Raw genomic sequence first — 24,159 nt, 5'->3', positions numbered from 1 at the left:
ATTTTTTAAAATGCTATTTTTTTCTTTAAACCTTAAAAAGCAACTACCAGTTTCCTCCTGCTCCACCACCAGAGAATCCTCCACCGCCAAAACCTCCGCCAAAACCGCCACTAGATCCAACGCCAAAGCCTCCGCTTCCAAAACCACCTCTTCCTGCTCTACTTAATATTATAGCAGTTAATATATCTGCTGCGGTTGACTTATCTCTAAAGCCTCTACCTCCGTTTCCTCCTCCTCGGTTTTTCTTCGAAAAAATAATTAATAAAATAAAAATGATTATTATGATAATAATAAATGAAGGAAAGCCTCCACTTTCGCTTTTAGCAGGCGCATTGTTTTTATAAGTACCGTTTAAAACTTCAAAAACAGCATAAGTTCCTTTATCTAAACCCGCATAAAAATCGCCTTGTTTAAATTCTGGAATAATAATAGTTCTAACAATGGTTCCTGTAATACCTGCCGTAAGCTTATGCTCTACTCCATAACCAGGAGAAATCCATATTTTACGTTCTTTATTGGCTAATAAAATAAAAACACCATTGTCTTCCTTTGCTTGTCCAATACCCCATTGGTGCGCCCATTTTGGCGTTAAAATACCAATATCTTCTCCTTTTATAGTTTCAACAGTTGCAATTACAATTTGGGTTGAAGTAGAATCGGAATAACTGATTAGCTTTTGTTCTAAAGTGCTTTTTTGAGAAGCAGAGAGCAAGTTAGCATAATCGTACACACTAGTTTGTAGCTTCGGTTTATCTGGAATTGTAAATTGCCCAAAAGCAACCTGAACAACTAAAATTGCTATAAAAAAAGCTATATTTTTTTTTAATATGTTGTATCTAGAAATCATTTATCCTTTAGAAATTTCGTCAGATAACTCATTCGAATCATCTTTTTGATAAGGGAAAAACTCTTTTAGTTTTTCACCAATTTTTAGAATTGTAAGTTCAAGTCCTTTCGTAAAATTTGAAGCTTTAAAATAGCTAATTAACATGGCTAGTTCTTCATCCCAGAAATTTTTAGGAACTAAATTATTAATGCCTTCATCGCCAATAATAGCTATTTTTTTACTTTCTACGGCTACATAAATAAGTATGCCGTTTCTTAGCTCAGTTTTGTCCATTTCTAACATATAAAAAACCTCCAATGCTCTATCCATTGGAGATTTTTCTGTAGATTTTTCTATATGAACACGGATTTCTCCTGAAGTATTTTTTTCTGAAACTTTAATCGTTTCAATTAATGCTTGCTCTTGCGTTGCCGTTAAAAAATCTTCAACTTTATACATTATTCTTTTTTTCCAAAATCAAATTCAACATCTGGTGCATTTTCAGTACCAGCTTCAGCTTCAAAATACGGTTTCCCGTCAAAGTCAAAAAATCCTGCCAAAATATTATTTGGAAATGTTTTAACGTGGTTATTAAACGGTTTAATAGCTTCATTAAAACGTGTACGTGCAGTTAAAATCTGATTTTCTGTACTCGCCAATTCGTCTTGTAATTTTAAAAAGTTCTGATTTGCTTTTAAGTCTGGATAACGTTCTACGGTAACCAATAAACTTTTTAAAGCACCACTTAAACCACCTTGTACTTGGTTAAATTGTGATAATTGCTCTGGTGTAATGTTTGAAGGGTCAATGTTTACAGATGTTGCTTTTGCACGTGCTTCAATAACCGATGTTAAAGTTTCTTTTTCGAAATCTGCCGCACCTTGTACTGTTTTTACCAAATTACCTATTAAATCACCTCTACGTTGGTAGGCTGTTTCTACATTTCCCCAACTTTCTGCAACATTTTCATTTAATTGTATTCCTGTATTGTAAAATCCTTTTACCCAGGTATATCCACCAAAAGCAAGTAATGCAATTATAATTACTGGTATTAGCCACTTTTTCATGTTCGTTGTATTTAAAGTTTATGTTATTATTTAATTAGTTGTTTTTATTTCAACAATGTTACTAAATTACTTAAAAAAATTATGTAAGCTGATTTTTAATCTGAATCAATTCAGCTTTTATAGTTTCTAGTCGCATAATAATAGCGTGGTTTTCTTTAACAGCGTTTGGCTCTTGCTTCATTTTAATTTTAGCACCTTCTAACGTAAATCCTTTTTCTTTAACTAAATGATAAATTAATTGCAAGTTTTTAAGATCCTCGGCTGTAAACAAACGATTTCCTTTCTTATTTTTTTTTGGTTTTAGTATCTCAAATTCTTTTTCCCAAAAACGTATATGCGACGTGTTTAAGCCGAAAGCTTTTGCAACCTCCCCAATTTTATAATAGCGTTTTTCTGGTAAGTCTATATACATTAATCTAGAGATTGACCTTCTTTCTGAGCTTCTTTTTGCATAGCTTCAAATTCTTCTGGAGATAAATTACCGTAATAGAAGTTAATTGGATTTATTTTTCTACCATTTTTATGAATTTCATAATGCAAATGCGGTGCTTGTGAGCGTCCTGTATTACCAACAAAACCAATTAAATCGCCACGTTTTACTTTTTGTCCTTTTCTAACATTGTACCTACTCATATGTGCGTACAACGAAATATATCCAAAACCATGATCTATTCTTATATGTTTTCCATAACCCGCAGAACCTTGATCGGCTCTAATTATTACACCATCGCCTGTTGCGTAAATAGGTGTGCCTCTTGGTGCTGTAAAATCCATTCCCCAATGGCGTTTTCTTGCCTTTGTAAACGGATCCGATCGCCATCCATAGCCAGATGCCATACGTGTTAAATCTTCCTTTTTTACAGGTTGAATTGCTGGAATTGCCGCCAATAACTTTTCTTTGTTTTCAGCCAATTTTACAATTTCATCCAACGATTTTGATTGCACATATAACTGTTTAGATAAAATATCCATGTTTTTAGTAACATCCATTATCATTTGAGAATTATCAAAACCTTCTAATGCTTTATAACGGTTAACTCCTCCAAAACCTGCAGTTCGTTGTTCTTCTGGAATTGGGTTTACTTCAAAATACAGTCTATAAATATTGTTATCCCTATCTTGAATTTCTTTTAATATTTTATCTAATTGCGCTATTTTTTTAGCGTGTAATTCTTCGTTTAACTTAACAAATTCTAATTCGCGTTTTAATTCCTTTTCTTTAGGAGATTCAAAAATTGGAGTAAATACTACAAAACCTAGTATCATAAACACAAAACCAGCCACCAAGGTTAACAATAAACCTTTAATTTTCTGACCTTTTTTTGGTTTTATCTTTTGATACGAGAGCGTCTCAGAATCGTAATAATATTTTACCTTCGCCATTGTCTATAATTTATCTTATTTTTGCACAACAAAACGCCGCTATAGTAAAATTTATTGTAGTGCAGATTTAAGCAAAATTACAAAATGTTTTGCAAAATAATTAAAACAGGTATGTTTTAGTATATAATTAACATTGAAATTGTCTTGAATAATGCTTTAAATACAACAAAAATTAATGTATTTTTAAATTATTAGAGACCTATAAAAAACAATAAAATAGATTCATGAAACGAGCATATTAAAAAGTTTATTACCAAACGAACTGATTAATAGCGAACAGCATGTAACCTATAAAAAACAATAAAATAGACTCATGAAACGAGCATATTAAAAAGTTTATTGCCAAACGAACTGATTAATAGCGAACAGCATGTAACCTATAAAAAACAATAAGATAGACTCATGAAATCACAAGAAATACGTCAGCAATTTTTAGACTTTTTTGCATCAAAAAAACATGCTATTGTACCATCAGCTCCCATGGTTTTAAAAAACGATCCAACATTAATGTTTACCAATGCTGGAATGGTACCTTTTAAAGAATATTTTTTAGGTCAGAAAAATGCTACCAATAAACGTGTTACAGATTCGCAAAAATGTTTGCGTGTTTCTGGAAAACATAACGATTTAGAAGAAGTTGGTAAAGATACGTACCACCACACTATGTTCGAAATGTTAGGAAACTGGAGTTTTGGCGATTACTTTAAAAAAGAAGCCATTGATTGGGCTTGGGAGTTTTTAGTAGATATCTTAAAAATTGATAAAGATTGTTTATATGTTTCTGTTTTTGAAGGTGCAAAAGAAGATGGGTTAGGCTTTGATCAAGAAGCATTTGACTATTGGAAAAAACATATTAGCGAAGACCGCATTATAAACGGAAATAAAAAGGATAATTTCTGGGAAATGGGTGCGCAGGGACCTTGTGGACCTTGTTCCGAAATTCATGTAGATATTCGTTCTGCTGAAGAAAAAGCAAAGGTTTCTGGAAAAAGCTTAGTGAATATGGACCATCCGCAAGTTGTGGAAATTTGGAATTTAGTTTTTATGGAATTCAACCGTAAAGCTGATGGTTCTCTAGAAAAATTACCAGCACAACACGTAGATACAGGAATGGGATTTGAGCGTTTGTGTATGGTTTTACAAAACAAACAATCTAATTACGATACCGATGTTTTTACTCCACTTATTAGAGAAGTTGAAACCATTACAGATAACGATTACGGTAAAAATGAGGAAATAGATATTGCAATTCGTGTAATTTCAGACCATGTGAGAGCCGTGGCTTTTGCAATAGCAGACGGACAATTGCCTTCTAACAATGGTGCTGGATATGTAATTAGACGTATTTTAAGAAGAGCCATTCGTTATGGATTTACATTTTTAAATACCAACGAACCATTTATTTATAAACTGATAAATACATTGAGCAAACAAATGGGACCTTATTTCCCTGAATTAAAAGCTCAAAAACAGTTAATTACCAATGTAATTAAAGAAGAAGAAAATTCATTTTTAAGAACTTTAGACCAAGGATTGGTGTTGTTAGATGGTATTATTGCCAATACAAAAGGAGCTGAAGTTTCAGGTAAAAAAGCTTTTGAATTATACGATACTTACGGTTTCCCTATAGATTTAACGGCTTTAATTCTTTCTGAAAAAGGAATGACTTTAAATGAAGAAGGGTTTAAAAGCGAATTAGAAAAACAAAAAAATAGGTCTAGAGCCGCTGCAGTTGTTGAAACAGACGATTGGGTTGTTTTATATGATGATGACGATGAAGAGGAATTTATTGGATACGATACTTTAAAAGCAAAAGTTAAAATTACACGCTACCGTAAAGTTTCATCAAAAAAAGATGGAGATTTATACCAATTAGTGTTTAATATGACTCCTTTTTATCCAGAAGGTGGTGGTCAAGTTGGAGACAAAGGATATATTGAAGTTGCTAACGGTAACATTATTTATATTGTAAATACCAAAAAAGAGAATAATTTAATTATTCATTTTGCCGAAAATTTACCAAAAGACCCAACACAAACTTTTAACGTAATTGTAGATGAAAAGCAACGTTTTAGAACAGCTTGTAACCATACCGCTACACATTTATTACATCAGGCGTTACGAGAAGTTTTAGGAACTCATGTAGAACAAAAAGGTTCGGCAGTGCACTCAAAAAACTTACGTTTTGATTTTTCTCACTTTTCAAAATTATCTGTTGATGAATTACGTGAAGTAGAAGATTTTGTAAATGCACGTATTGATAGTAAAATTCCGTTAAAAGAATTTAGAAATATCCCAATGGAAACAGCTCTCGAAAAAGGCGCAATGGCATTGTTTGGAGAGAAATATGGCGATACGGTTCGTGCCATTCAATTTGGACAATCGGTGGAGCTTTGTGGTGGAACACATGTACAAAACACAAGCGATATTTGGCATTTTAAAATCACTTCAGAAAGCGCCATCGCTGCGGGTGTAAGACGTATTGAAGCCATTACAAGTGATGCTACAAAAGATTTTTATTTTGAAAACAATAGGGCGTTTTTTGAAATAAAAGACTATTTAAAAAATTCTAAAAATCCGCTAAAAACAATTATAGATTTACAAGATGAAAATACAAGTCTTAAAAAGCAAATTGAAAACTTGCTAAAAGACAAAGCTAAAAATTTAAAAGGCGATTTAATACATGAAGTAGAAGCTATAAATGGTGTTAACTTTTTAGCTAAAAAACTAGATTTAGATCAAAATAGTATTAAAGATTTGTGTTTTGATTTAGGAAACGCAATTGATAATTTATTTTTATTGGTTGGAACAGAAAGTGAAGGTAAAGCATTTTTAACCTGCTTTATTTCTAAAAATTTAGTTGCTGAAAAAAACTTAAACGCAGGAACAGTTGTTCGTGAATTAGGAAAATTAATCCAAGGTGGCGGAGGCGGACAACCATTTTACGCAACTGCTGGAGGAAGAAATCCTGAAGGTATAGAAAAAGCGTTAAGCGAAGCAAAAAGGTATATTGTCTAGTTAAAAATCAAAGTTTACTATTTTGAATTTGCGGTGGCTGAGTGGAGTCGAAGCCACTTTAAAATACTTTAATCGATAATATTCGACTCCGTTCAATCACCTAAAAATGAATTTTATGTTGTCATTCCTGCATAGGTAGAAATCTATTTTAATAACGTATGGATTCCTGTTTTCACAGGAATGACAGAAAACGTAAACAGTGTAACCTTTAAAAAAGAATACATGAATTTTAGAACCAATATATTATTAAAACCTGAAAATAATCAATTAGATTACAATTCAAATTTAGTGTTAATAGGTTCTTGTTTTTCAGAAAATATTAGTAAAAAACTACACTATTTTAAATTCAATACTTTTAGCAATCCGTTCGGTATTTTATTCAATCCAATTGCTATTGAAACCTTAATAACCAATGCAATTTATAAAAAAGAATACGCTGAAAAAGATATTTTTTACCTTAACGAACGTTGGCATTGTTTTGATGCGCATTCCGATTTAAGTGCAATTTCAAAAAATGAATTATTAAACAATTTAAATACTTCAATAAAAGCAACAAATAAAAAGTTAACAACAGCTTCGCATATACTAATTACGTTAGGCACTTCTTGGGTTTATAGAAATAATGAAACAGCAAAAATTGTTGGAAATTGTCATAAAATTCCTCAAAAACAATTTTCAAAAGCACTACTTTCTGTTGATGAGATTGTTGCTTCATTAACTGCTATTTGTACACTTATTAAAAATATAAATCCTAAAGTTACTATTATTTTTACGGTAAGTCCGGTGCGGCATTTAAAAGATGGTTTTGTAGAAAACATGCAAAGTAAAGCGCATTTATTAACTGCAATTCATCAATTAATTGAAATTCAAAAACAAGACTTCGACTCTGCTCTGCTTCCAGAATTATCTTATTTTCCTTCTTATGAAATTATGCTAGATGATTTACGTGATTATCGCTTTTACAATGGCGATATGCTGCATCCAAATGAAACTGCAATCAACTACATTTGGGATCAATTTAAACAAGTTTGGATTGATAAAAAAACATTTCCAATATTAAAAGAAGTGGACACTATTCAAAAAGGCTTGGCTCATAAACCATTTAATCCAACTTCTGCGCAACATCAATTATTTTTAAAGAATCTTCATCAAAAAATAATTGAGTTAGAAAACCAGTTAGGTATTAAATTTTAAAAACATAAAAAAGAGGAAATTAAATAAATAACTTCCCCTTTTTCAACAATCAAACTAACTTACTTTTTTTAGTATAACTTAATAACCTCCACCTAATGCTCTATATAAAGCGATTACAGCATCCAATTGGTTGTATTTATTAGTTATATATGCCAACTCAGTATTTAACGCATTGTCTTTAGCGGTTAACACCTCTAAATAATTTACCATTCCATATTGTAATAACTCATCAGAATAATTAGCTGCTTGTGTTAACACCTCTAACTGATTTTTTCTAATAGACAACTTTTCGGTTTCATTTTCATAATCGGCCAAAACATCCGAAACTTCTTTTCCTGCTAACAACAATGTTTGCTTAAACTCTAAATATGCTTTTTGTTGATTTGCTTGCGCAATTTCGAAATTGGTTTTAATTTTTCTTTGATTAAAAATAGGTTGTGTTAAACCCGTTAATACAGATGCGAATAGCGATTTTGTATTAAACCAATCTTCTAATTCAATAGTTTGAAAACCACCTGATGCACTAACCCTTAGCGAAGGGTAAAAATTACTTCTAGCAATATTGGTAAGTTCAAAACTTCTTCTAAAATTAAACTCCGCTGCAACTACATCTGGTCTATTACTTAATAAGGCAGCTGGCACACCCACTGCAATATTTGCAGTAATTTCTTGAGAATTAAAAGTACCTCTTTCTATCTCTCCTGCTGTTCTACCCAGTAAGATACTCAATGTATTTTCAATAATTTTTACATTGTATTTTAAATCTTTTAAAATAATTTTTGTAGCATATTGTTGAGCTTCCGTTTGTTTAACCGATACCTCATTTACATTTCCTGCTTCTTTAAGAGCTTTTATGGTTTCTACACTTTCAACTCTATTAATCAATGTTTTTTCTGCTACTTTTACTTGAGCATCTAAAGCTAATAATTGATAATAGGTTGAAGCAATACTTGCTACAATTTGTGTTTGAATAGCTTGTTGAACAGCAACAGTTTGTAAATATGAAGCCACTGACGCTCTTTTATTACTTCTAATTTTACCCCAAATATCAGCTTCCCAAGACAATGCTCCAGACAATTCATATTGATTAAAATCATCACTATCTTTATATGTTTGGTGTACCCAAGATGCATTCCCGGTTAAAGTAGGTATATTTCCTTGCTTACTTTGCTTCATGGTTGCTTCAGCAGCCTTTAAACTTTCTAAAGCAATTTGTACGTCATAATTATTCGCTAAACCTTCATTTATATACTGTTGTAAAAAAGAATCTGTAAATAATTTATCCCAAGAAATAGATGCTATTGATGTACTATCTAATACTTGATCTGTTCTATATAAATTAGCTGTTTTAACCTCCGGACTTTTATAGTCTTTAGCTACAAAACACGATTGCAATTGTACGCTCGCAATTAAAACAATTAGTAGTTTTGATATATTTTGTTTTTTCATGTGTCTATTTTGTTTTTTTAACGATTACATGCTGTTCGCTATTAATCATTTCGTTGAGTAATCAACTTTTTAGCATGCTCGTTTCATTTCTTTATTTTATAAGATTTCAGGATCATTTTCCGTTGGTTTATGCCCAACTTTTTCCTGTAATCCTTGGAAGATTACAAACAATACCGGAATTACTAAAACCCCAACCAAGGTTCCTATTAACATACCTCCGGCAGCACCTGTTCCAATAGATTTATTTCCTACAGCACCTACACCACCTGCTAAAGCCAATGGGAGCATCCCAAAAATAAATGCAAAGGATGTCATAATTATTGGTCGTAAACGCGCTTTTGCTCCTTGAATTGCCGATTCGTATAAAGACAAGCCTTGGCGTCTTCGCTGTAAAGCAAATTCAACAATTAAAATGGCATTTTTAGCCAATAAACCTATCAGCATAATTAATGTTACCTGAAAATAAATGTTATTTTCTAAACCAGCTAAATTTATAAACCATATTGCTCCGGCTACACCTACAGGCAATGAAAACAACACAGACAACGGTAGTATATAACTTTCGTATTGTGCTGCTAACAAAAAATAAACAAAGACTAAACTTAATAAGAATACCCAAATAGATTGACCTCCAGCAAGAATTTCTTCACGAGTCATTCCTGAAAATTCATAACTATATCCTTTTGGTAATTGTTGTGCCGCAACTTCATTTATTGCATTAATTGCATCTCCTGTACTATAACCCGGATTGGCTTTACCTGTAACACTTATAGATTTTAAAAGATTATAACGAGATACAAACTCTGGACCGTAAATTCTTTTTAAACTTACAAATTGACTAATTGCAACCGATTCATTTTCATTATTTCTAACAAAAATACTGTTTAACGTTTCAGGTGTTGCCCTATCTTCTGGCTTTGCTTGAACCATTACACGGTATTGCTTTCCAAATTTGTTAAAATCTGTTGTATATAATCCACCATAATATCCTTGTAGTGTATTAAAAATTTCACTAACCGTTAACCCTGCATCTTTAATTTTTTCAAGATTAATGTCTATTTGATATTGTGGGAAATTAGGATTAAAACTTGTCATGGCATATTGAATTTCAGGTCTTGCATTTAATGCCCCAAGAAATGCATTAGATGTTTTACTCATTGTTAACCAATCTCCATCTCCACTATTTTGCAACTTAAATTCGAAACCATCTGCAGTACCAAAACCTTGAACACTAGGAGGTGTAAAAAATATTAATTTAGCATTTTTTATACTCGCTGTTCTTCCAAAAAGTTGCCCAACTACTGCATTTACCGATTCATTTGCTTCCTTTCTTTCACTCCAATCTTTTAATTCTATAATAGAAAATGCATAAGACCCTCCACTAACGCCATTTAATAAACTAAACCCAACTACATTCATTCTTGCTTTAACAATATCCATTGAATTTAGAATAGAATCGTAACTATTTACAATTTTTTGAGTTTCTTCTAATGTTGATCCAGGAGGTAAAGAAATATCTGCCATAATAACACCTCTATCTTCTGAAGGAATAAACCCCGTAGGTGTTGTTTTAAATAAATAAAGTGCAGTTGCTACGGTTAATATTAATATTACTCCTGTAATCCATTTTCTTTTTATTAATGTTTTTAATATCCTATTATACCTTCCTTGCATAATATCAAACCCAGTATTAAAAGCAACATCAAAACGTTCTACAAGTGTTAATTTACCTTCTTTTTCTTTATGAGGTTTTAAAAATAAAGCACATAAAGCAGGACTCAAGGTTAATGCATTTACTGCAGAGATAATAATTGCTATTGCTAAAGTAATGGCAAACTGTTGGTAAAATATCCCTGAAGATCCTTTAATAAAAGTAACAGGCACAAACACCGCAGATATTACTAAGGTAATTGATACAATAGCTCCTGTAATTTCACTCATTGCAGAAACGGTTGCTTCTTTAGCTGAGGCTGCTCCTTGATCTAATTTTGCATGCACGGCCTCAACAACAACAATTGCATCATCCACTACAATACCAATGGAAAGTACAATTGCAAAAAGTGTTAACATATTAATTGAATACCCAAATAGATTCATAAAGAAAAATGTTCCAATAAGTGCTACTGGCACAGCAATCATAGGAATTAATGTTGATCGAAAATCTTGAAGAAATACAAATACAACAATAAATACTAAGATAAAAGCTTCTAAGATTGTTGAAATTACTTTTTCTATTGAGGCATCTAAAAATGTTTTAACATTAAAAGGAACTATATAATGCATCCCTTCTGGAAAATCTCTAGATGCTTCTTCTAGAATTTCCATTACTTCTGAAGTAACATCTCTTGCATTTGATCCTGAAGTTTGAAAAACACCACCTGCAACACCTGGATTACCCATCCCCATATTTCGAGATGTATAACTAAGCGCTCCTAATTCTATTGTTGCAACATCTTTTAATCTTAAAAATTGACCATTGCCAAGAGATTTTATAATAATATTTTCGTATTCTGAAGTTTCAGATAAACGACCTTTATATCGAATTGTATACTCATAAATTCCATCAGCATTTTCACCAAATTTACCTGGAGCGGCTTCTATGTTTTGTTCACGTAAAGCAGTTTGCACATCAGATGGTATAACATTGTACATCGCCATTTTATGAGGATCAATCCAAATACGCATTGAATAATCTTTACCTCCAAAAATAGTTACCTGACCTACTCCGTTTACCCTTTGTAATTTAGGAACAATATTAATTTTTGCATAATTCTGAACAAAAGTATCATCGTACTCTTTATTCTCTGAAAATAATGAGAAAAACAGTAATGCACTTGTTTGACTTTTTACGGTAGTTACACCTGTTTGAACCACAACAGAAGGCAATTTACTGGTAGCTCTAGAAACCCTATTTTGAACATTAACTGCTGCTATATCAGGGTTTATACCCTGTTCAAAAAAGACTCTTATACTTGCTGCCCCATTATTACTTGCTGTTGAAGACATATAAGTCATACCTTCTACACCATTTATTTCTTCTTCTAAAGGGATAATAACACTATTTAATACTGTTTCAGCATTTGCTCCAGTATAATTTGCACTAACTTGAACTGTAGGTGGAGCAATTTCTGGATATTGCTCAACTGGCAACGACATCAATCCTAAAACACCTAAAATTGTTATTATTATAGATATTACAGTTGAAAGAACTGGTCTTTCAATAAACATTTTTATCATAATTTAAACTTTATTGGTATCTTATTATTTTTTAGGAGAAATTTCTTGACCTTGAGCTAATTTTGAAACACCCTCAATTACAACTAACTCACCTTCTTTTAAACCACTAGAAACTATGTAATTTAATTCTGAAGTTCCTTTAACTTCAACAACTCTTGAACTTACCTTATTGTTATCTCCTACAACATATACATGATATTTTCCTTGTATTTCAAAAACAGCAATTTGTGGAATCAGAATAATATTTTTTTCTATAAATGGAATTTTAATAGTACCACTACCTCCGCTTCTTAAAACACCTTCAGGATTTGAAAAAATAGCTCTACACTCTGTACTTCCTGTTCGTTGGTTAATTAAACCACTAATAGTTTCAATTTTTCCCTTATGCTGGTAATTAGAATCATCAATTAAAACAAGAGAAACTTCAGGTATCTTATTTATTTTTTCTTGCATAGTTTGCCCCGTAAATGTTCTACTAAAATTCAAAAGTTCTTTTTCATTCATTGAAAAATAAGCTCTAACCTTTTTTGTATCAGATACTGTAGTTAAAGGGGCTGCAATTGTACTACCAACAAGACTCCCTTCTCTATAAGGTAGACCTCCTATAACACCATTAACAGGACTTGTAATGGTTGCATAATTAATAGTAGCAATTATACTACTATAATTACTTTTGGCTTGTGTTAAATTGGCTTTCGCTGTTTCTAACTGTACCTTACTTATTATATTTCTTTCTACTAATGGAATTAAACGATCAACTTCTACTTGAGCAACATTAATTCTGGCTTTTGCAGCTGCAGCATCTTGGCTTAACGATTGTGTTTCTAATTTAAAAAGAAGTTGTCCTTTTTTAACTAACTGACCTTCATCCACATAAATTTTTTGAATAAAACCATTTACTTTTGGCCTTATTTCTACATTTTGTTGTCCTTCTAAATTAACTGAATACTCTTGATTTACAACAGCGTCTTCTATTTCTACCGCTTTTACAGCAAAAGGTATTGGACCTCTTGCCTGCTGTTGTTGAGGTTTATTGTCTTTACAGCTTATAAAAAAAACAACAGACAACGTTGCTATTGTATATTTAAATATTTTTTTCATTTTCTTCTTTGTTTATTATCGTTAATAGATTTTGCTTTAGTTCTGTTAAATTATTTATCATCTTGTTAATAAATTCTATAATCTGCATGTTAAATTGGAGACTTAAGTGATTTTCGTGATATGCATTGTTTACTTGTAACATTTTTTCCTTGTAATTATATATTTTCTGGTGATTGTTTTTTTCTTCTTCCCATAAAGAAATTTTCTCATCCATTCTAGATATCATATAATTTGGAGATATTCTAAAATGTCGTTTTCTATCACCACTCTTTGTAAAATAAGTAATTCTATTTATTGATTGTAATAGCTGCAAATTTGTAGAAATTGAGCTTTTACTTGCTTCTAATTTCTCTACAAGTTCCTCAAAAGTTGCTCCCTCAACTCCATTTAAAATTAGATAAACTATAATTCTAGAAGCTAAAGGAGGTAAATTATCATTACACTCAAAATGAATTCCAAGCTCTTCTACTAAAGCTAATTTTTCTTTTACTAATTGTTCCTTTTTTTCCATTGTAAAAAAATTTTTGGCAAATATACATTTTTAGTTCGGAAACAAACGAACTAAAAAAATAATTTTAATATAATATTAACATCTATAAAAACCTACGTCATTAGCTATATTGATTAAAGTTTAAAAAAATGTGACTTTTGAAGAACTAACCTTTAATATTAACATATTATGAAGACTTAAAAAAAATTATGGCATTAACAATGTCTTTGTTATTAGTTCAATTTTCATCTTGCTCAAAAAGTGATGATGAAGGAGGATATGGAAGCACCTCTTCGGGAACTTTAAAAGCCAAAGTTGACGACACATCATATAAATCTATGAAAATTTCATCTTCAGCAAATGTTGCAGATGCTAGGCCTGGAGAAAATTTAATAATTATTACATTAAATAATAATGGAAAAGCTTTTGCAATTAAACTATTCGGATATAGAGGAACGGGCACTTATGAAATAACTGGAGCAAATATGGCTGCGACAAATTCAGCTTCCTACACTGAGCTAAATGTTAACTTAGACAACCCTGCAGCCTCTACAACAGAAATTTGGTAGGCTCCTTATGTAGACTTCCTATATTAGACTAGACATTAAGTTGCGAGATTTAGAGTTGAGTAATTTAACTTTGAATTATGAAAAAACGAAACAGGAATTAGAGTTTTAAGTTAAAATTTTACCCTAAACCAACATCTAAAGTCATCATAACAATAAAACCTCCAATAAAACCAAGAGTCGCTATATCTGTATATTTATCGCGTTGCGTTTCTGGAATTACTTCTTCCACAACCACAAAAATCATAGCACCTGCAGCAAAAGAAAGCGCATAAGGTAATATTGGTTGAAATGTCATTACAGCCCAAGCACCAATAACCGCAGCAATAGGTTCTACAATAGCAGAAGATTGTCCATACATAAAACTTTTCCATCTACTTGCTCCTTGCCTTCTAATTGGCATAGAAACCGCAAATCCTTCAGGAAAATTTTGCAAACCAATACCAATTGCCAATGCCACCGCTCCACCAATTGTTGCTCCATCAAAACCAGCCGCCACACCACCAAATAATACACCAACAGCCAAACCTTCTGGAATATTATGTAGTGTAATTGCCAATACTAATAAGGTGGTTTTATGCCAAGGCGTTTTAACACCTTCTTTTTCAGATTCTTTAAAGTTTACGTGTAAATGTGGTAGTACTTTGTCTAAACCAAATAAAAATAATGCTCCTAACCCAAAGCCTACAACAGCAGGAATCACTTTTACAAAACCTTCACCAGGACTCATTTCAATTCCAGGAGCTAGTAAGCTCCAAAAACTTGCAGCTACCATTACACCACCAGTAAACCCTAACATTCCGTCAAATACAGCTCTGTTATATCCTTTAAAAAAGAACACTAATGAAGCTCCTAAAGCTGTTAAACCCCAAGTGAAAAGTGTTGCATACAAAGCTGCTAATATGGGATTAATGCTTTCAAAATAACTAATAATTTGTTCCATTCTCTATAATATTTTAACAAATAAATTTTTTGATATTTGGTGTGATATTGATAATAATTGTTTATTAATTTCTATAGTAATTGAATTATCAAATACTTCTTTTGAAATTACTTTTACTATGCTTCCTAAATGAATATTTTTTGAATCTAAATATTTTAAAAATTCTGAAGAAGAGTCTTTTACACCGATTATTTTACATGAATTTTCAACTTTAACAGAAGAAAGCATTATATTTTTATGATGTTCAATATTCCCCTCTTTATCTGGAATAGGATCTCCATGAGGATCGTGTGTTGGAAATTCTAAAAATTCTTCAAGTTTATCGATTAAAGTATCCGATTTAATGTGTTCTAACTGTTCTGCGATCTCATGAACTTCATCCCAACTATACTCTAACTTATTCACTAAAAAAACTTCCCATAATCTATGTTTTCTTACAATTTTTACCGCAATAGTATTACCGCCTTTTGTAAGTGAAACCCCCCTGTATTTCTTATAATCTACAAAATCTTTATCCGCTAATTTTTTAATCATATCGGTTACTGAAGATGCTTTTGTTTTCATCTTCTTAGCCAATAAAGTAGTACTCACATTCTTAGAACTTGAAAGTTCTAAACTATAGATAGATTTTAGGTAATTTTCTTCGGTTTGAGTAAGTTGAATTTCCATAAGGTACAAATATACATTTTTATTGGTTAAAATAAAAATTTAGACTAATCTAATAATTATGTTTAACTTTGCGTAAAAATCAAAAACAAGTGAATAAATTAATCTTTATGGTAATTGTGCTACTAACACAATTAACTCAGGCAAATGAAAATGGCATAATAAAAGGAATTGTAAGCAGCGGATCTGAAACAATTCTAGGGGCATCCATTTATATGAAAAATACGAAAATTGGAACTTCAACAGATAGAAATGGGACCTACTCATTTGAAGTTGAAGCTGGAAATTTTGTAGTGGTTGTAAGTGCAGTTGGATACAAATCAAAAGAAGTTAGAATTAAACTTAAAAAACATGAAGAAAAAATATTAAATTTTGAATTAGAAGAAGATGTTTTTGGATTGGATCAGGTAGTTGTTACCGGTACAAAAACGTTTAAGAGACGAACAGATTCTCCAGTAATTGTTGGTATAATTGATAGTAATATGTTAACCAATGTGCAGGCTTGTAATTTATCGGAAGGATTGAAATTTCAACCTGGCTTACGAGTTGAAACTGATTGCCAAACCTGTAATTATACCCAATTAAGAATGAATGGATTGACAGGTGGCTATTCTCAAATATTAATTAATGGAAGACCCGTTTTTAGTCCGCTAACAGGTTTGTACGGTTTGGAACAAATTCCTGCAAATATGATTGAACGAATTGAAGTTGTACGTGGTGGAGGATCGGCCTTATACGGCTCAAGTGCCATTGGAGGAACAGTGAATGTAATTACTAAAATACCCAAAGAAAGTGGTTATAATTTAGAATATACTTATCAGAATATTGACAAAGGAACTTCGGATAATATTTTTAATGGTAACGGAACTATTTTAACCCATAAAGGAAATGCAGGGGCAACTTTTTTTGTGAGTAAAAGAGAACGAGATTATTACGATAATAATGGAGATAATTTTTCTGAATTACCAAAATTGAAAAACAATTCATTTGGAGTGAATTTATTTTTTCTTCCAACAGAGAATCAGAAAATTGAGTTGAGTTTAAGTAGTATGAACGAGTATAGATATGGAGGAGAAATGGTTGATAAAGAACCTTATTTAACTTTACAATCTGAAGAACGTATACACGATGTTTTTATTGGAAGCTTGGATTATCAAATCAATTTCAACAATGATAATAGTTCTTTTATCTCTTATTTTTCTGGACAAAAAACAGCTAGAGATCATTATACCGGAATTTTTCCTGATAGTGATGAAGACATTCAAAACCATATAGAAAATCCGCCTTATGGAATATCTGAAGTTTCAACTGTTCAGGGTGGAATGCAACTAAATCATCGTTTAGAAAAATTTATAAAAGGTGTAAATGTAATAACCACAGGAACTGAATATGTTGTAGATAAAGTTTATGATGAAATTGAAGCGTATAATTATTTAATAAATCAGAAGACAACCAATTTAGGTGTGTTTTTTCAAAGTGATTGGGAAATTACACCTTCAATAAATTTATTAACTGGGGTTAGGGCTGATAAGCATAATTTGTTAAATAAGTTTATTTTTAATCCTAGAGCATCATTTTTATATAAAATGAAAGAAAGTACTCAGTTTAGGTTGACATGGGGAACTGGTTTTAGAGCTCCACAAGCATTTGATGCCGATTTACATATTGCCTTTGCAGGTGGTGGTGTGTCTAGAATTTCATTGTCACCAGATTTAAAAGAAGAAAGATCTACTAGCATTAGTGGATCTGTTAATTATGATAAAGCTTTAGAAAAATTTATAAGCGGATTTACTTTAGAAGGGTTTTATACCTATTTAAAAGATGCTTTTTACCAACATCCTTTAGGAGAAGATGATTTGGGTGAATTATTTGAAAAAAGAAATGGTGATGGTGCTACTGTAAAAGGAGTTACTTTGGAGTTGAGAGCAAATTATGATAAGAGAATTCAGTTAGAAACAGGTTTAACAATACAGTCTAGTACTTATGATACTGCCGTAAGCTATTCTGATGCCCTAGCACCAACACGAAATTTTTTAAGAAGTCCTGATGTTTATGGTTTTGCAACTCTATCAATAACACCAAACAAAAAATTTAAAACATCGGTTAATTTAGTGTATACGGGTGCAATGGATTTAGTGCATTTAGCTGGAGCACCTGAGCAATTAGCAGATGCTTATTTAAAATCTCCAACGTTTACAGAGCTAAGTTTTAAAACTGGTTATACTTTTAATTTAAATGAATTAGATACTAGTTTTGAGTTGTTTGGAGGAGTAAAAAATGTTTTAAATGAATATCAGGAAGATTTTGATTCGGGAAAAAATAGAGACAGCAATTATATTTATGGTCCCGGAGCGCCAAGAACAGTTTTTATTGGTGTAAAGTTGAACTCAATCTAAAATAAGCAGTCAATTGTAAGGCTGGGGAAAGAATTAGCAATACCAATGAATGAATTCATTATACCTTACTTCCACAGAAAAAGAAGCTAGAATTAATTAATACAATTAAGATTTTAATTAGGGTTTCGGCAACCCTTTTTTAGGCTTTTTACTAATCATATAAACACCTAAAATTACCAAAAAACAACTTAAAATTTTCACTAAATTTATGTCTTGAGCGTATTCTTTATGATCCATTAGATAAGCATAAACACTTACAATTATAAAACTAAGCACCGGTTGCAAATAAATATAACTTCCATTAACAGAAGGCGGTACGTGACTTAACGCATAAATATTAAATAAGTAAGTTAAAAAAGTAGTACCAATAATTACAAAAGCTAAAGCAAGATATGTATTGGTTGTAAAAATGCTAAAATCTGTTGTAAATAAATCTTTAACTCCAAATGGAATTATAAAAATAAATCCAAATAAAAACACCCAACTTATTACAGTTATTGCTTTGTATTTTTTCATTAATGGTTTTACTAAAACCAAATACAAGCCATAAGAACATGCATTAAAGAATACCAATAGATTTCCTGAAAAAGAACTAGTTCCTTCTGCAGTTTTACCATATAAAATTAGAAGAATAGCACCAATTCCACCAATTATAATTCCCAAATACTTATTAATAGTAATTCTTTCTTTTAAAATAAGAGCGCTTAAAACTAAAACAATTACTGGTGTAGTTGTCATAATTATAGAAGCATCAATAGGAGAAGTTAAACTCAGCCCATGAAAAAAGAACAACATATTAATTGAAATTCCGAATAAACCACAAAATGCTAGAAGTATTAAATCTTTCTTTTCAATTTTTTCTTTTATAAATTGCTTTACTATCCAAAACAACATTCCGGCAGCAAAAACTCTTAACAACACTAAACCAGATGGTTTAAAATAATTTGGCATTAAACCTTTAGCAATTAAAAAATTTGCTCCGTAAATTAAATTTGCTCCAAGTAATGCCAGATGTGCTTTATAATTTTTATTTTCCAAGTTAATATTTATAAATATTCATGGCTGAAAATTACCAATTATGAAACTAAAAATAATGTATTATCTTAACCTCTTATAAATAATTTCATGTAATACCTGTAACCCGCATATAAACTATTGAATAGATTTTAAAATAGTTTCAATTTCTTTTTGTGCACTTTCATACCCAATTTTATAGGCTTTATCTATTCCATTAGCATCTAAAACACCCACCTTATCAATTTCTTTTGGAGAAAAAACATAATCGCATTCCGAGAATTTCTTAATATTACTTGCGTCTAAACCAATATGGTAGACTCTATACATTAATTTCATAGATGAATTTATCTCTGATTTATCTATTTCTTCAATAGGATTTACAAAGCTTCCTAAAATTCTTGAACAGGTATCTTTTAAAGGTTCAATAGGAAAATTATTTAAAACCCCTCCATCAGAATATAAATTTTCATCAATTTCAATAGGAGAAAAAACTGGAGGCAAAGCACAAGAAGCTATCAAAGGTTTAATTAACTGACCAGAATTAAAATAATCTAATTTCCCATTTAATAAATTAGTAGCAGTTATAGTTAATGGCATTTTTAAACTTTCAAAAGTGTCTTCAGGAAAATATTTTTTAAAAAAACCAATATACTTTTCACTATCCATAATACCTGGTTTATTTAAGGCGTATAGAGATAATTTTAACAAAGGTGTTTCTCTAAAAAAAGACATCATTTCGTCAGTTTTATACCCAGCAGCATATAGCGCACAGACCAAAGCGCCAGCACTAGTTCCAGAAACCCTTGTTAGTTTAATGTTATTTTCTAACAATACTTGTAAAAAACCTACATGTGCAATAGCCCTAACACCTCCACCAGAAAGCACCAATCCAATTTCTTTATTCATTATAATTTTAAAAATAGTTTATTTTACAATATTTTAATAAATTTTCTAGGCTAAAAATACGCTTTATAATTCTATTTATAAAACGTAACTTTGCGCTTTTAAAAATGGAATAATAAGGATGGAATACAATTTTAGAGAAATTGAAGCTAACTGGCAACAATATTGGGCAGAAAATCAAACTTTTAAAGCAGAGAATATATCTAACAAACCAAAGTTTTATGTTTTGGATATGTTTCCATATCCGTCAGGAGCAGGTTTGCACGTTGGGCATCCGCTCGGATATATTGCGTCTGATATTTATGCGCGCTACAAACGCCATAAAGGGTTTAATGTGTTACATCCGCAAGGATACGATTCTTTTGGTTTACCTGCAGAACAATATGCAATTCAAACAGGGCAACATCCAGCAATTACCACCGAAGCTAATATTAAAACCTACAGAAAACAATTAGATAAAATTGGTTTTTCGTTTGATTGGTCGCGCGAAGTAAGAACTTCAGATCCTAATTATTACAAATGGACGCAGTGGATTTTTATTCAACTATTTGAGTCTTATTATTGTAAAGATACCGACCAAGCAAGAGCCATTTCTGAATTAGAAAAAGTTTTTTCTGAAGAAGGAAATAAAAATATTAATGCAGTTTGCGATGAAGAAACAGCTATCTTTTCTGCGCAAGAATGGAAAAATTATTCAGAAGAAGAAAAACAAAAAGTATTATTAAAATATAGATTAACATTTTTATCTGAAACCGAAGTAAATTGGTGTCCTGGATTAGGAACCGTATTGGCAAATGATGAAATTGTAAACGGTGTTTCAGAACGTGGCGGACATACCGTAGTACGTAAAAAAATGATGCAATGGAGTATGCGAATTACTGCGTATGCACAACGTTTATTAGATGGATTAGATAAAATAGATTGGCCACAACCTTTAAAAGATTCCCAAACCTATTGGATTGGACGTTCGGAAGGTGCAATGGTTTCGTTTAAAGTAGCTCCTAATACTATTTCTGAAAGTAAAGACGTAAAATTATCTTACAAAGAATTTGAAACGCTTAAAGAAAATAGATCAAACCCATCTAAAGCGGAAACTTTATTGTGGGATGAATTAAAAAAGAAAAAAGGATCTTCAAAATTTAGAGCTAAATATATGGTTGGCGTTTTTCTTGTTGATTATGTATGTTTTGTTAAAAAAACAATTGTTGAATTTTCTGGAAAAGAAGATGAAGCTTCAAGAACTAAATATTTTGAAAGTCAAGGTTTTAATGTCTTACGTTTTTCTATAAATGAAGTTGTTGATGCTCCCTACAGCGTTGTTTCAAAAATTGAAACAGCATTGCAATTTCCTGTATATCCTCAAGAAAATTTAACTAAAGAAGCTACTGTTTTAGAGCAGGATTCAGGTTGGGAAATTTCTGTTTTTACAACCCGTCCCGATACTATTTACGGAGTAAGTTTTATGACACTTGCTCCAGAGCACGAATTGGTTTCAAAAATTACAACTGCTGAACAAAAAGAAGCTGTTGAAGCTTACCAAAAAGCAACTGCAAAACGAAGTGAATTGGATCGAATGGCAGATGTAAAAACCATTTCTGGTGTATTTACTGGTGCCTATGCTTTGCATCCTTTTACAGGCAAAAAAGTGCAAATATGGATCGGAGATTATGTGTTGGCAAGTTACGGAACAGGTGCTGTAATGGCAGTTCCTTGTGGAGATGAACGCGATTACGCATTTGCAAAACATTTTGGTTTAGAAATACCAAATATTTTTGAAGGTGTAGATATTTCAGAAGAAGCATGTGCTACAAAAGAAGGAATTAAAATTGCTAATTCAGATTTCTTAAATGGCTTAACGTATAAAAAAGCCATGAAACGCATTATTTACGAAATTGAACAAAAGGGTTTTGGTTACGGAAAAATAAATTATCGTTTACGTGATGCTGTTTTTAGCCGTCAACGTTATTGGGGAGAACCGTTTCCAGTATATTATAAAAATGGATTACCACAAATGATTGACAAACAACATTTGCCAATTGTGTTACCAGAAGTTGAAAAGTATTTACCAACTGAAGATGGAAAACCACCATTAGGAAATGCAACTGTTTGGGCTTGGAACTCTGTTAAAAATGAAGTTGTTTCAAACGACTTAATTGATAATGTAACTATTTTTCCATTAGAATTAAATACCATGCCAGGTTGGGCCGGAAGTTCGCAGTATTTCAATCGTTATATGGATGCTCAAAATAATGAGGAAATGTTTTCGAAAGAAGCGATTAATTACTGGCAAGATGTAGATTTATATATTGGTGGAAGCGAACACGCAACCGGACATTTATTATATTCTCGTTTTTGGCAAAAATTTATGTTCGACAGAGGTTTTGTTCCAACAGATGAATACGCCAAAAAGCTAATCAACCAAGGAATGATAACAGGGACGAGTGCTTTTGTATATAGAGTTGAAGGTGAAAATAAATTTGTTTCAAAAGGTTTAATTGGAGATTTGAAAGTACAACAAATTCATTCAGATGTTGCCTTTGTAAATACTCATGATGAATTAGATATTGAAGCTTTTAAAAATTGGAGAGAAGAATTTAAAGGTGCTGAATTTGTTTTAGAAGATGATGGAACATTCAAAGTTAAGCGCGAGGTTGAAAAAATGTCGAAATCTAAATACAATGTTGTAAATCCAGATGAAATTTGTGAAGAATACGGAGCAGATAGTTTGCGTTTGTTCGAAATGTTTTTAGGTCCTTTAGAGCAATCTAAACCTTGGAAAACTTCAGGGATTTCTGGTGTTTATAGTTTCTTGAAAAAATTATGGAAATTATATATTGTTAATGGTGAGTTTTCAGTTTCAGATGACGCGCCAACAAAAGACGAACTAAAAACATTGCATAAAACCATTAAGAAGGTTGAAGAAGATATCGCTAATTTTTCTTTTAATACGTCGGTTTCAACATTTATGATTGCTGTAAACGAGTTAACAGCCTTAAAATGTAACAAACGTTCAATTTTAGAACCTTTAGCAATTATTATTGAGCCATATGCGCCACATATTGCAGAAGAATTATGGAGTAAATTAGGACATACAACATCAATTTCAACCGTAGATTTTCCAATATTTGAAGCCAAATATTTAGTAGAAAGCAGTAAGGAATATCCTATTTCTTTCAACGGAAAAATGCGTTTTACTATGGAACTTTCATTAGATTTAAATAAAGATGAAATTGAAGCCGCAGTTATGGCGCACGAAAAAACACAAGCGCAATTACAAGGCAGAACACCTAAAAAAGTAATAGTTGTACCAGGTAAAATTGTAAATATTGTTGGGTAGTATTTAGTCTAAAAGTTAGAAAGCCTTAAAGTTGAGTGGCGGAGCATAGTTGAAGCTATTTTTTCTGTTTTTTACAATCATTTTATTCTTAAAATATAGAATTTTTACATACAAAAAAGTCAGGTCATTAAAATACATAACCTTTTAATCTTTAAATCCTTAAATAGTTTAACACATAAACAAAGATAATGATAGATGCTTACGAGATTATTGGTTTAGTTGCTGCGGTTTTAACTACGACAGCATTTGTACCACAAGTGGTAAAAGCTTGGAAATCGAAAAATACAGAAAGTTTATCGTTACCTATGTTTATTATTTTTTTTGTTGGTATTATATTATGGTTGCTATATGGTATTCATTTAAATAGTTTTGCAATGATACTTGCTAATACTATCACAGCTTTTCTAGCATTAATATTAATAATTCTAAAACTTAAATATAAATAACTTTCTTGGTACATTTGTTGTAGGTTAGGTTGTATTATCCATTTAATTATGATTATTCATACAAAAAAAGATAGTAATTAATCTGTATATTTACTTTAAATAATTTAATAAAAACAACCA

19 protein-coding genes are annotated in these 24,159 nt (G+C 31.3%); 6 read left to right on the top strand and 13 right to left on the bottom strand.

Going from position 1 to position 24,159, the window contains the following annotated elements; genetic code table 11:
• Positions 1 to 43: 43 nt before the first annotated feature.
• The 5 genes from IEW75_RS02730 to IEW75_RS02710 form a co-directional block, all read right to left on the bottom strand.
• Positions 44 to 847, bottom strand: coding sequence for a TPM domain-containing protein (locus tag IEW75_RS02730; protein ID WP_134248503.1), 804 nt, complete (start codon positions 845 to 847; stop codon positions 44 to 46).
• Positions 848 to 1,285, bottom strand: coding sequence for a TPM domain-containing protein (locus IEW75_RS02725; protein WP_134248502.1), 438 nt, complete (start codon positions 1,283 to 1,285; stop codon positions 848 to 850).
• Positions 1,285 to 1,893, bottom strand: a complete 609-nt coding sequence (locus tag IEW75_RS02720; RefSeq protein WP_134248501.1) for a LemA family protein — start codon at positions 1,891 to 1,893, stop codon at positions 1,285 to 1,287. The genes IEW75_RS02725 and IEW75_RS02720 overlap by 1 nt, the downstream gene beginning before the upstream one ends.
• Positions 1,894 to 1,972: 79 nt before the next feature.
• Positions 1,973 to 2,305, bottom strand: a complete 333-nt coding sequence (locus IEW75_RS02715; protein ID WP_134248500.1) for a MerR family transcriptional regulator — start codon at positions 2,303 to 2,305, stop codon at positions 1,973 to 1,975.
• On the bottom strand, positions 2,305 to 3,276 hold the full coding sequence (locus IEW75_RS02710; RefSeq protein WP_134248499.1) for a M23 family metallopeptidase: 972 nt from the start codon (positions 3,274 to 3,276) through the stop codon (positions 2,305 to 2,307). Before IEW75_RS02710 ends, IEW75_RS02715 begins: the two co-directional genes overlap by 1 nt.
• A gap of 402 nt (positions 3,277 to 3,678) precedes the next feature.
• Between IEW75_RS02710 and alaS the strand changes: the two genes are divergently transcribed.
• Both alaS and IEW75_RS02700 read left to right on the top strand, forming a co-directional pair.
• A complete protein-coding gene (alaS, locus tag IEW75_RS02705) occupies positions 3,679 to 6,294 on the top strand; it encodes an alanine--tRNA ligase (RefSeq protein WP_134248498.1) in 2,616 nt (871 codons plus the stop codon).
• 222 nt (positions 6,295 to 6,516) lie between these two features.
• Positions 6,517 to 7,488: a GSCFA domain-containing protein gene (locus IEW75_RS02700; protein ID WP_134248497.1), complete on the top strand. Its 972-nt coding sequence runs from the start codon at positions 6,517 to 6,519 to the stop codon at positions 7,486 to 7,488.
• A gap of 78 nt (positions 7,489 to 7,566) precedes the next feature.
• Here IEW75_RS02700 and IEW75_RS02695 read toward each other — a convergent pair whose 3' ends face one another.
• The 4 genes from IEW75_RS02695 to IEW75_RS02680 all read right to left on the bottom strand — a co-directional run bounded on the left by IEW75_RS02695 (position 7,567) and on the right by IEW75_RS02680 (position 13,786).
• Positions 7,567 to 8,937: an efflux transporter outer membrane subunit gene (locus IEW75_RS02695; protein WP_134248496.1), complete on the bottom strand. Its 1,371-nt coding sequence runs from the start codon at positions 8,935 to 8,937 to the stop codon at positions 7,567 to 7,569.
• 96 nt (positions 8,938 to 9,033) lie between these two features.
• Complete coding sequence (locus IEW75_RS02690; protein ID WP_134248495.1) at positions 9,034 to 12,174, bottom strand: efflux RND transporter permease subunit; 3,141 nt, start codon at positions 12,172 to 12,174, stop codon at positions 9,034 to 9,036.
• 24 nt (positions 12,175 to 12,198) lie between these two features.
• Positions 12,199 to 13,275: an efflux RND transporter periplasmic adaptor subunit gene (locus IEW75_RS02685; RefSeq protein ID WP_134248494.1), complete on the bottom strand. Its 1,077-nt coding sequence runs from the start codon at positions 13,273 to 13,275 to the stop codon at positions 12,199 to 12,201.
• Complete coding sequence (locus tag IEW75_RS02680) at positions 13,259 to 13,786, bottom strand: GbsR/MarR family transcriptional regulator (protein WP_134248493.1); 528 nt, start codon at positions 13,784 to 13,786, stop codon at positions 13,259 to 13,261. The genes IEW75_RS02685 and IEW75_RS02680 overlap by 17 nt, the downstream gene beginning before the upstream one ends.
• Positions 13,787 to 13,974: 188 nt before the next feature.
• Here IEW75_RS02680 and IEW75_RS02675 point away from each other — a divergent pair, with 188 nt between their 5' ends.
• Positions 13,975 to 14,334, top strand: a complete 360-nt coding sequence (locus IEW75_RS02675; protein ID WP_134248492.1) for a hypothetical protein — start codon at positions 13,975 to 13,977, stop codon at positions 14,332 to 14,334.
• Between the two features lie 118 nt (positions 14,335 to 14,452).
• On the opposite strand, the gene IEW75_RS02670 is transcribed toward IEW75_RS02675, so the two are convergent.
• Both IEW75_RS02670 and IEW75_RS02665 read right to left on the bottom strand, forming a co-directional pair.
• The gene (locus IEW75_RS02670; protein WP_134248491.1) at positions 14,453 to 15,274 is read right to left on the bottom strand and encodes a ZIP family metal transporter; all 822 of its coding nucleotides are present in this window, start codon (positions 15,272 to 15,274) and stop codon (positions 14,453 to 14,455) included.
• Positions 15,275 to 15,277: 3 nt separating this feature from the next.
• Positions 15,278 to 15,943, bottom strand: a complete 666-nt coding sequence (locus IEW75_RS02665) for a metal-dependent transcriptional regulator (protein ID WP_134248490.1) — start codon at positions 15,941 to 15,943, stop codon at positions 15,278 to 15,280.
• 89 nt (positions 15,944 to 16,032) lie between these two features.
• On the opposite strand from IEW75_RS02665, the gene IEW75_RS02660 reads away from it, so the two are divergent.
• Complete coding sequence (locus IEW75_RS02660) at positions 16,033 to 18,336, top strand: TonB-dependent receptor (RefSeq protein WP_229714377.1); 2,304 nt, start codon at positions 16,033 to 16,035, stop codon at positions 18,334 to 18,336.
• Between the two features lie 117 nt (positions 18,337 to 18,453).
• Here IEW75_RS02660 and IEW75_RS02655 read toward each other — a convergent pair whose 3' ends face one another.
• Complete coding sequence (locus tag IEW75_RS02655) at positions 18,454 to 19,374, bottom strand: DMT family transporter (protein ID WP_134248489.1); 921 nt, start codon at positions 19,372 to 19,374, stop codon at positions 18,454 to 18,456.
• A gap of 114 nt (positions 19,375 to 19,488) precedes the next feature.
• Positions 19,489 to 20,259: a patatin-like phospholipase family protein gene (locus tag IEW75_RS02650; protein WP_134248488.1), complete on the bottom strand. Its 771-nt coding sequence runs from the start codon at positions 20,257 to 20,259 to the stop codon at positions 19,489 to 19,491.
• Between the two features lie 118 nt (positions 20,260 to 20,377).
• On the opposite strand from IEW75_RS02650, the gene IEW75_RS02645 reads away from it, so the two are divergent.
• The gene (locus tag IEW75_RS02645; protein WP_134248487.1) at positions 20,378 to 23,593 is read left to right on the top strand and encodes a class I tRNA ligase family protein; all 3,216 of its coding nucleotides are present in this window, start codon (positions 20,378 to 20,380) and stop codon (positions 23,591 to 23,593) included.
• 188 nt (positions 23,594 to 23,781) lie between these two features.
• A complete protein-coding gene (locus IEW75_RS02640) occupies positions 23,782 to 24,039 on the top strand; it encodes a SemiSWEET family sugar transporter (protein ID WP_134248486.1) in 258 nt (85 codons plus the stop codon).
• Positions 24,040 to 24,159: the final 120 nt, after the last annotated feature.

The sequence above is a fragment of the Lutibacter litoralis genome (genome assembly GCF_014646675.1).
Taxonomy (GTDB): domain Bacteria; phylum Bacteroidota; class Bacteroidia; order Flavobacteriales; family Flavobacteriaceae; genus Lutibacter; species Lutibacter litoralis.
This window is presented reverse-complemented; position numbering and strand designations above follow the sequence as displayed.

Excerpts from the sequence above, each read along its gene's own strand:
- alaS (WP_134248498.1), top strand. The coding sequence starts at position 3,679 with ATGAAATCACAAGAAATACGTCAGCAATTTTTAGACTTTTTTGCATCA.
- IEW75_RS02710 (WP_134248499.1), bottom strand. The coding sequence starts at position 3,276 with ATGGCGAAGGTAAAATATTATTACGATTCTGAGACGCTCTCGTATCAA.
- IEW75_RS02725 (WP_134248502.1), bottom strand. The coding sequence starts at position 1,285 with ATGTATAAAGTTGAAGATTTTTTAACGGCAACGCAAGAGCAAGCATTA.
- IEW75_RS02730 (WP_134248503.1), bottom strand. The coding sequence starts at position 847 with ATGATTTCTAGATACAACATATTAAAAAAAAATATAGCTTTTTTTATA.
- IEW75_RS02645 (WP_134248487.1), top strand. The coding sequence starts at position 20,378 with ATGGAATACAATTTTAGAGAAATTGAAGCTAACTGGCAACAATATTGG.
- IEW75_RS02695 (WP_134248496.1), bottom strand. The coding sequence starts at position 8,937 with ATGAAAAAACAAAATATATCAAAACTACTAATTGTTTTAATTGCGAGC.
- IEW75_RS02680 (WP_134248493.1), bottom strand. The coding sequence starts at position 13,786 with ATGGAAAAAAAGGAACAATTAGTAAAAGAAAAATTAGCTTTAGTAGAA.
- IEW75_RS02650 (WP_134248488.1), bottom strand. The coding sequence starts at position 20,259 with ATGAATAAAGAAATTGGATTGGTGCTTTCTGGTGGAGGTGTTAGGGCT.
- IEW75_RS02670 (WP_134248491.1), bottom strand. The coding sequence starts at position 15,274 with ATGGAACAAATTATTAGTTATTTTGAAAGCATTAATCCCATATTAGCA.
- IEW75_RS02675 (WP_134248492.1), top strand. The coding sequence starts at position 13,975 with ATGGCATTAACAATGTCTTTGTTATTAGTTCAATTTTCATCTTGCTCA.
- IEW75_RS02720 (WP_134248501.1), bottom strand. The coding sequence starts at position 1,893 with ATGAAAAAGTGGCTAATACCAGTAATTATAATTGCATTACTTGCTTTT.
- IEW75_RS02715 (WP_134248500.1), bottom strand. The coding sequence starts at position 2,305 with ATGTATATAGACTTACCAGAAAAACGCTATTATAAAATTGGGGAGGTT.
- IEW75_RS02640 (WP_134248486.1), top strand. The coding sequence starts at position 23,782 with ATGATAGATGCTTACGAGATTATTGGTTTAGTTGCTGCGGTTTTAACT.
- IEW75_RS02700 (WP_134248497.1), top strand. The coding sequence starts at position 6,517 with ATGAATTTTAGAACCAATATATTATTAAAACCTGAAAATAATCAATTA.
- IEW75_RS02685 (WP_134248494.1), bottom strand. The coding sequence starts at position 13,275 with ATGAAAAAAATATTTAAATATACAATAGCAACGTTGTCTGTTGTTTTT.
- IEW75_RS02665 (WP_134248490.1), bottom strand. The coding sequence starts at position 15,943 with ATGGAAATTCAACTTACTCAAACCGAAGAAAATTACCTAAAATCTATC.
- IEW75_RS02690 (WP_134248495.1), bottom strand. The coding sequence starts at position 12,174 with ATGATAAAAATGTTTATTGAAAGACCAGTTCTTTCAACTGTAATATCT.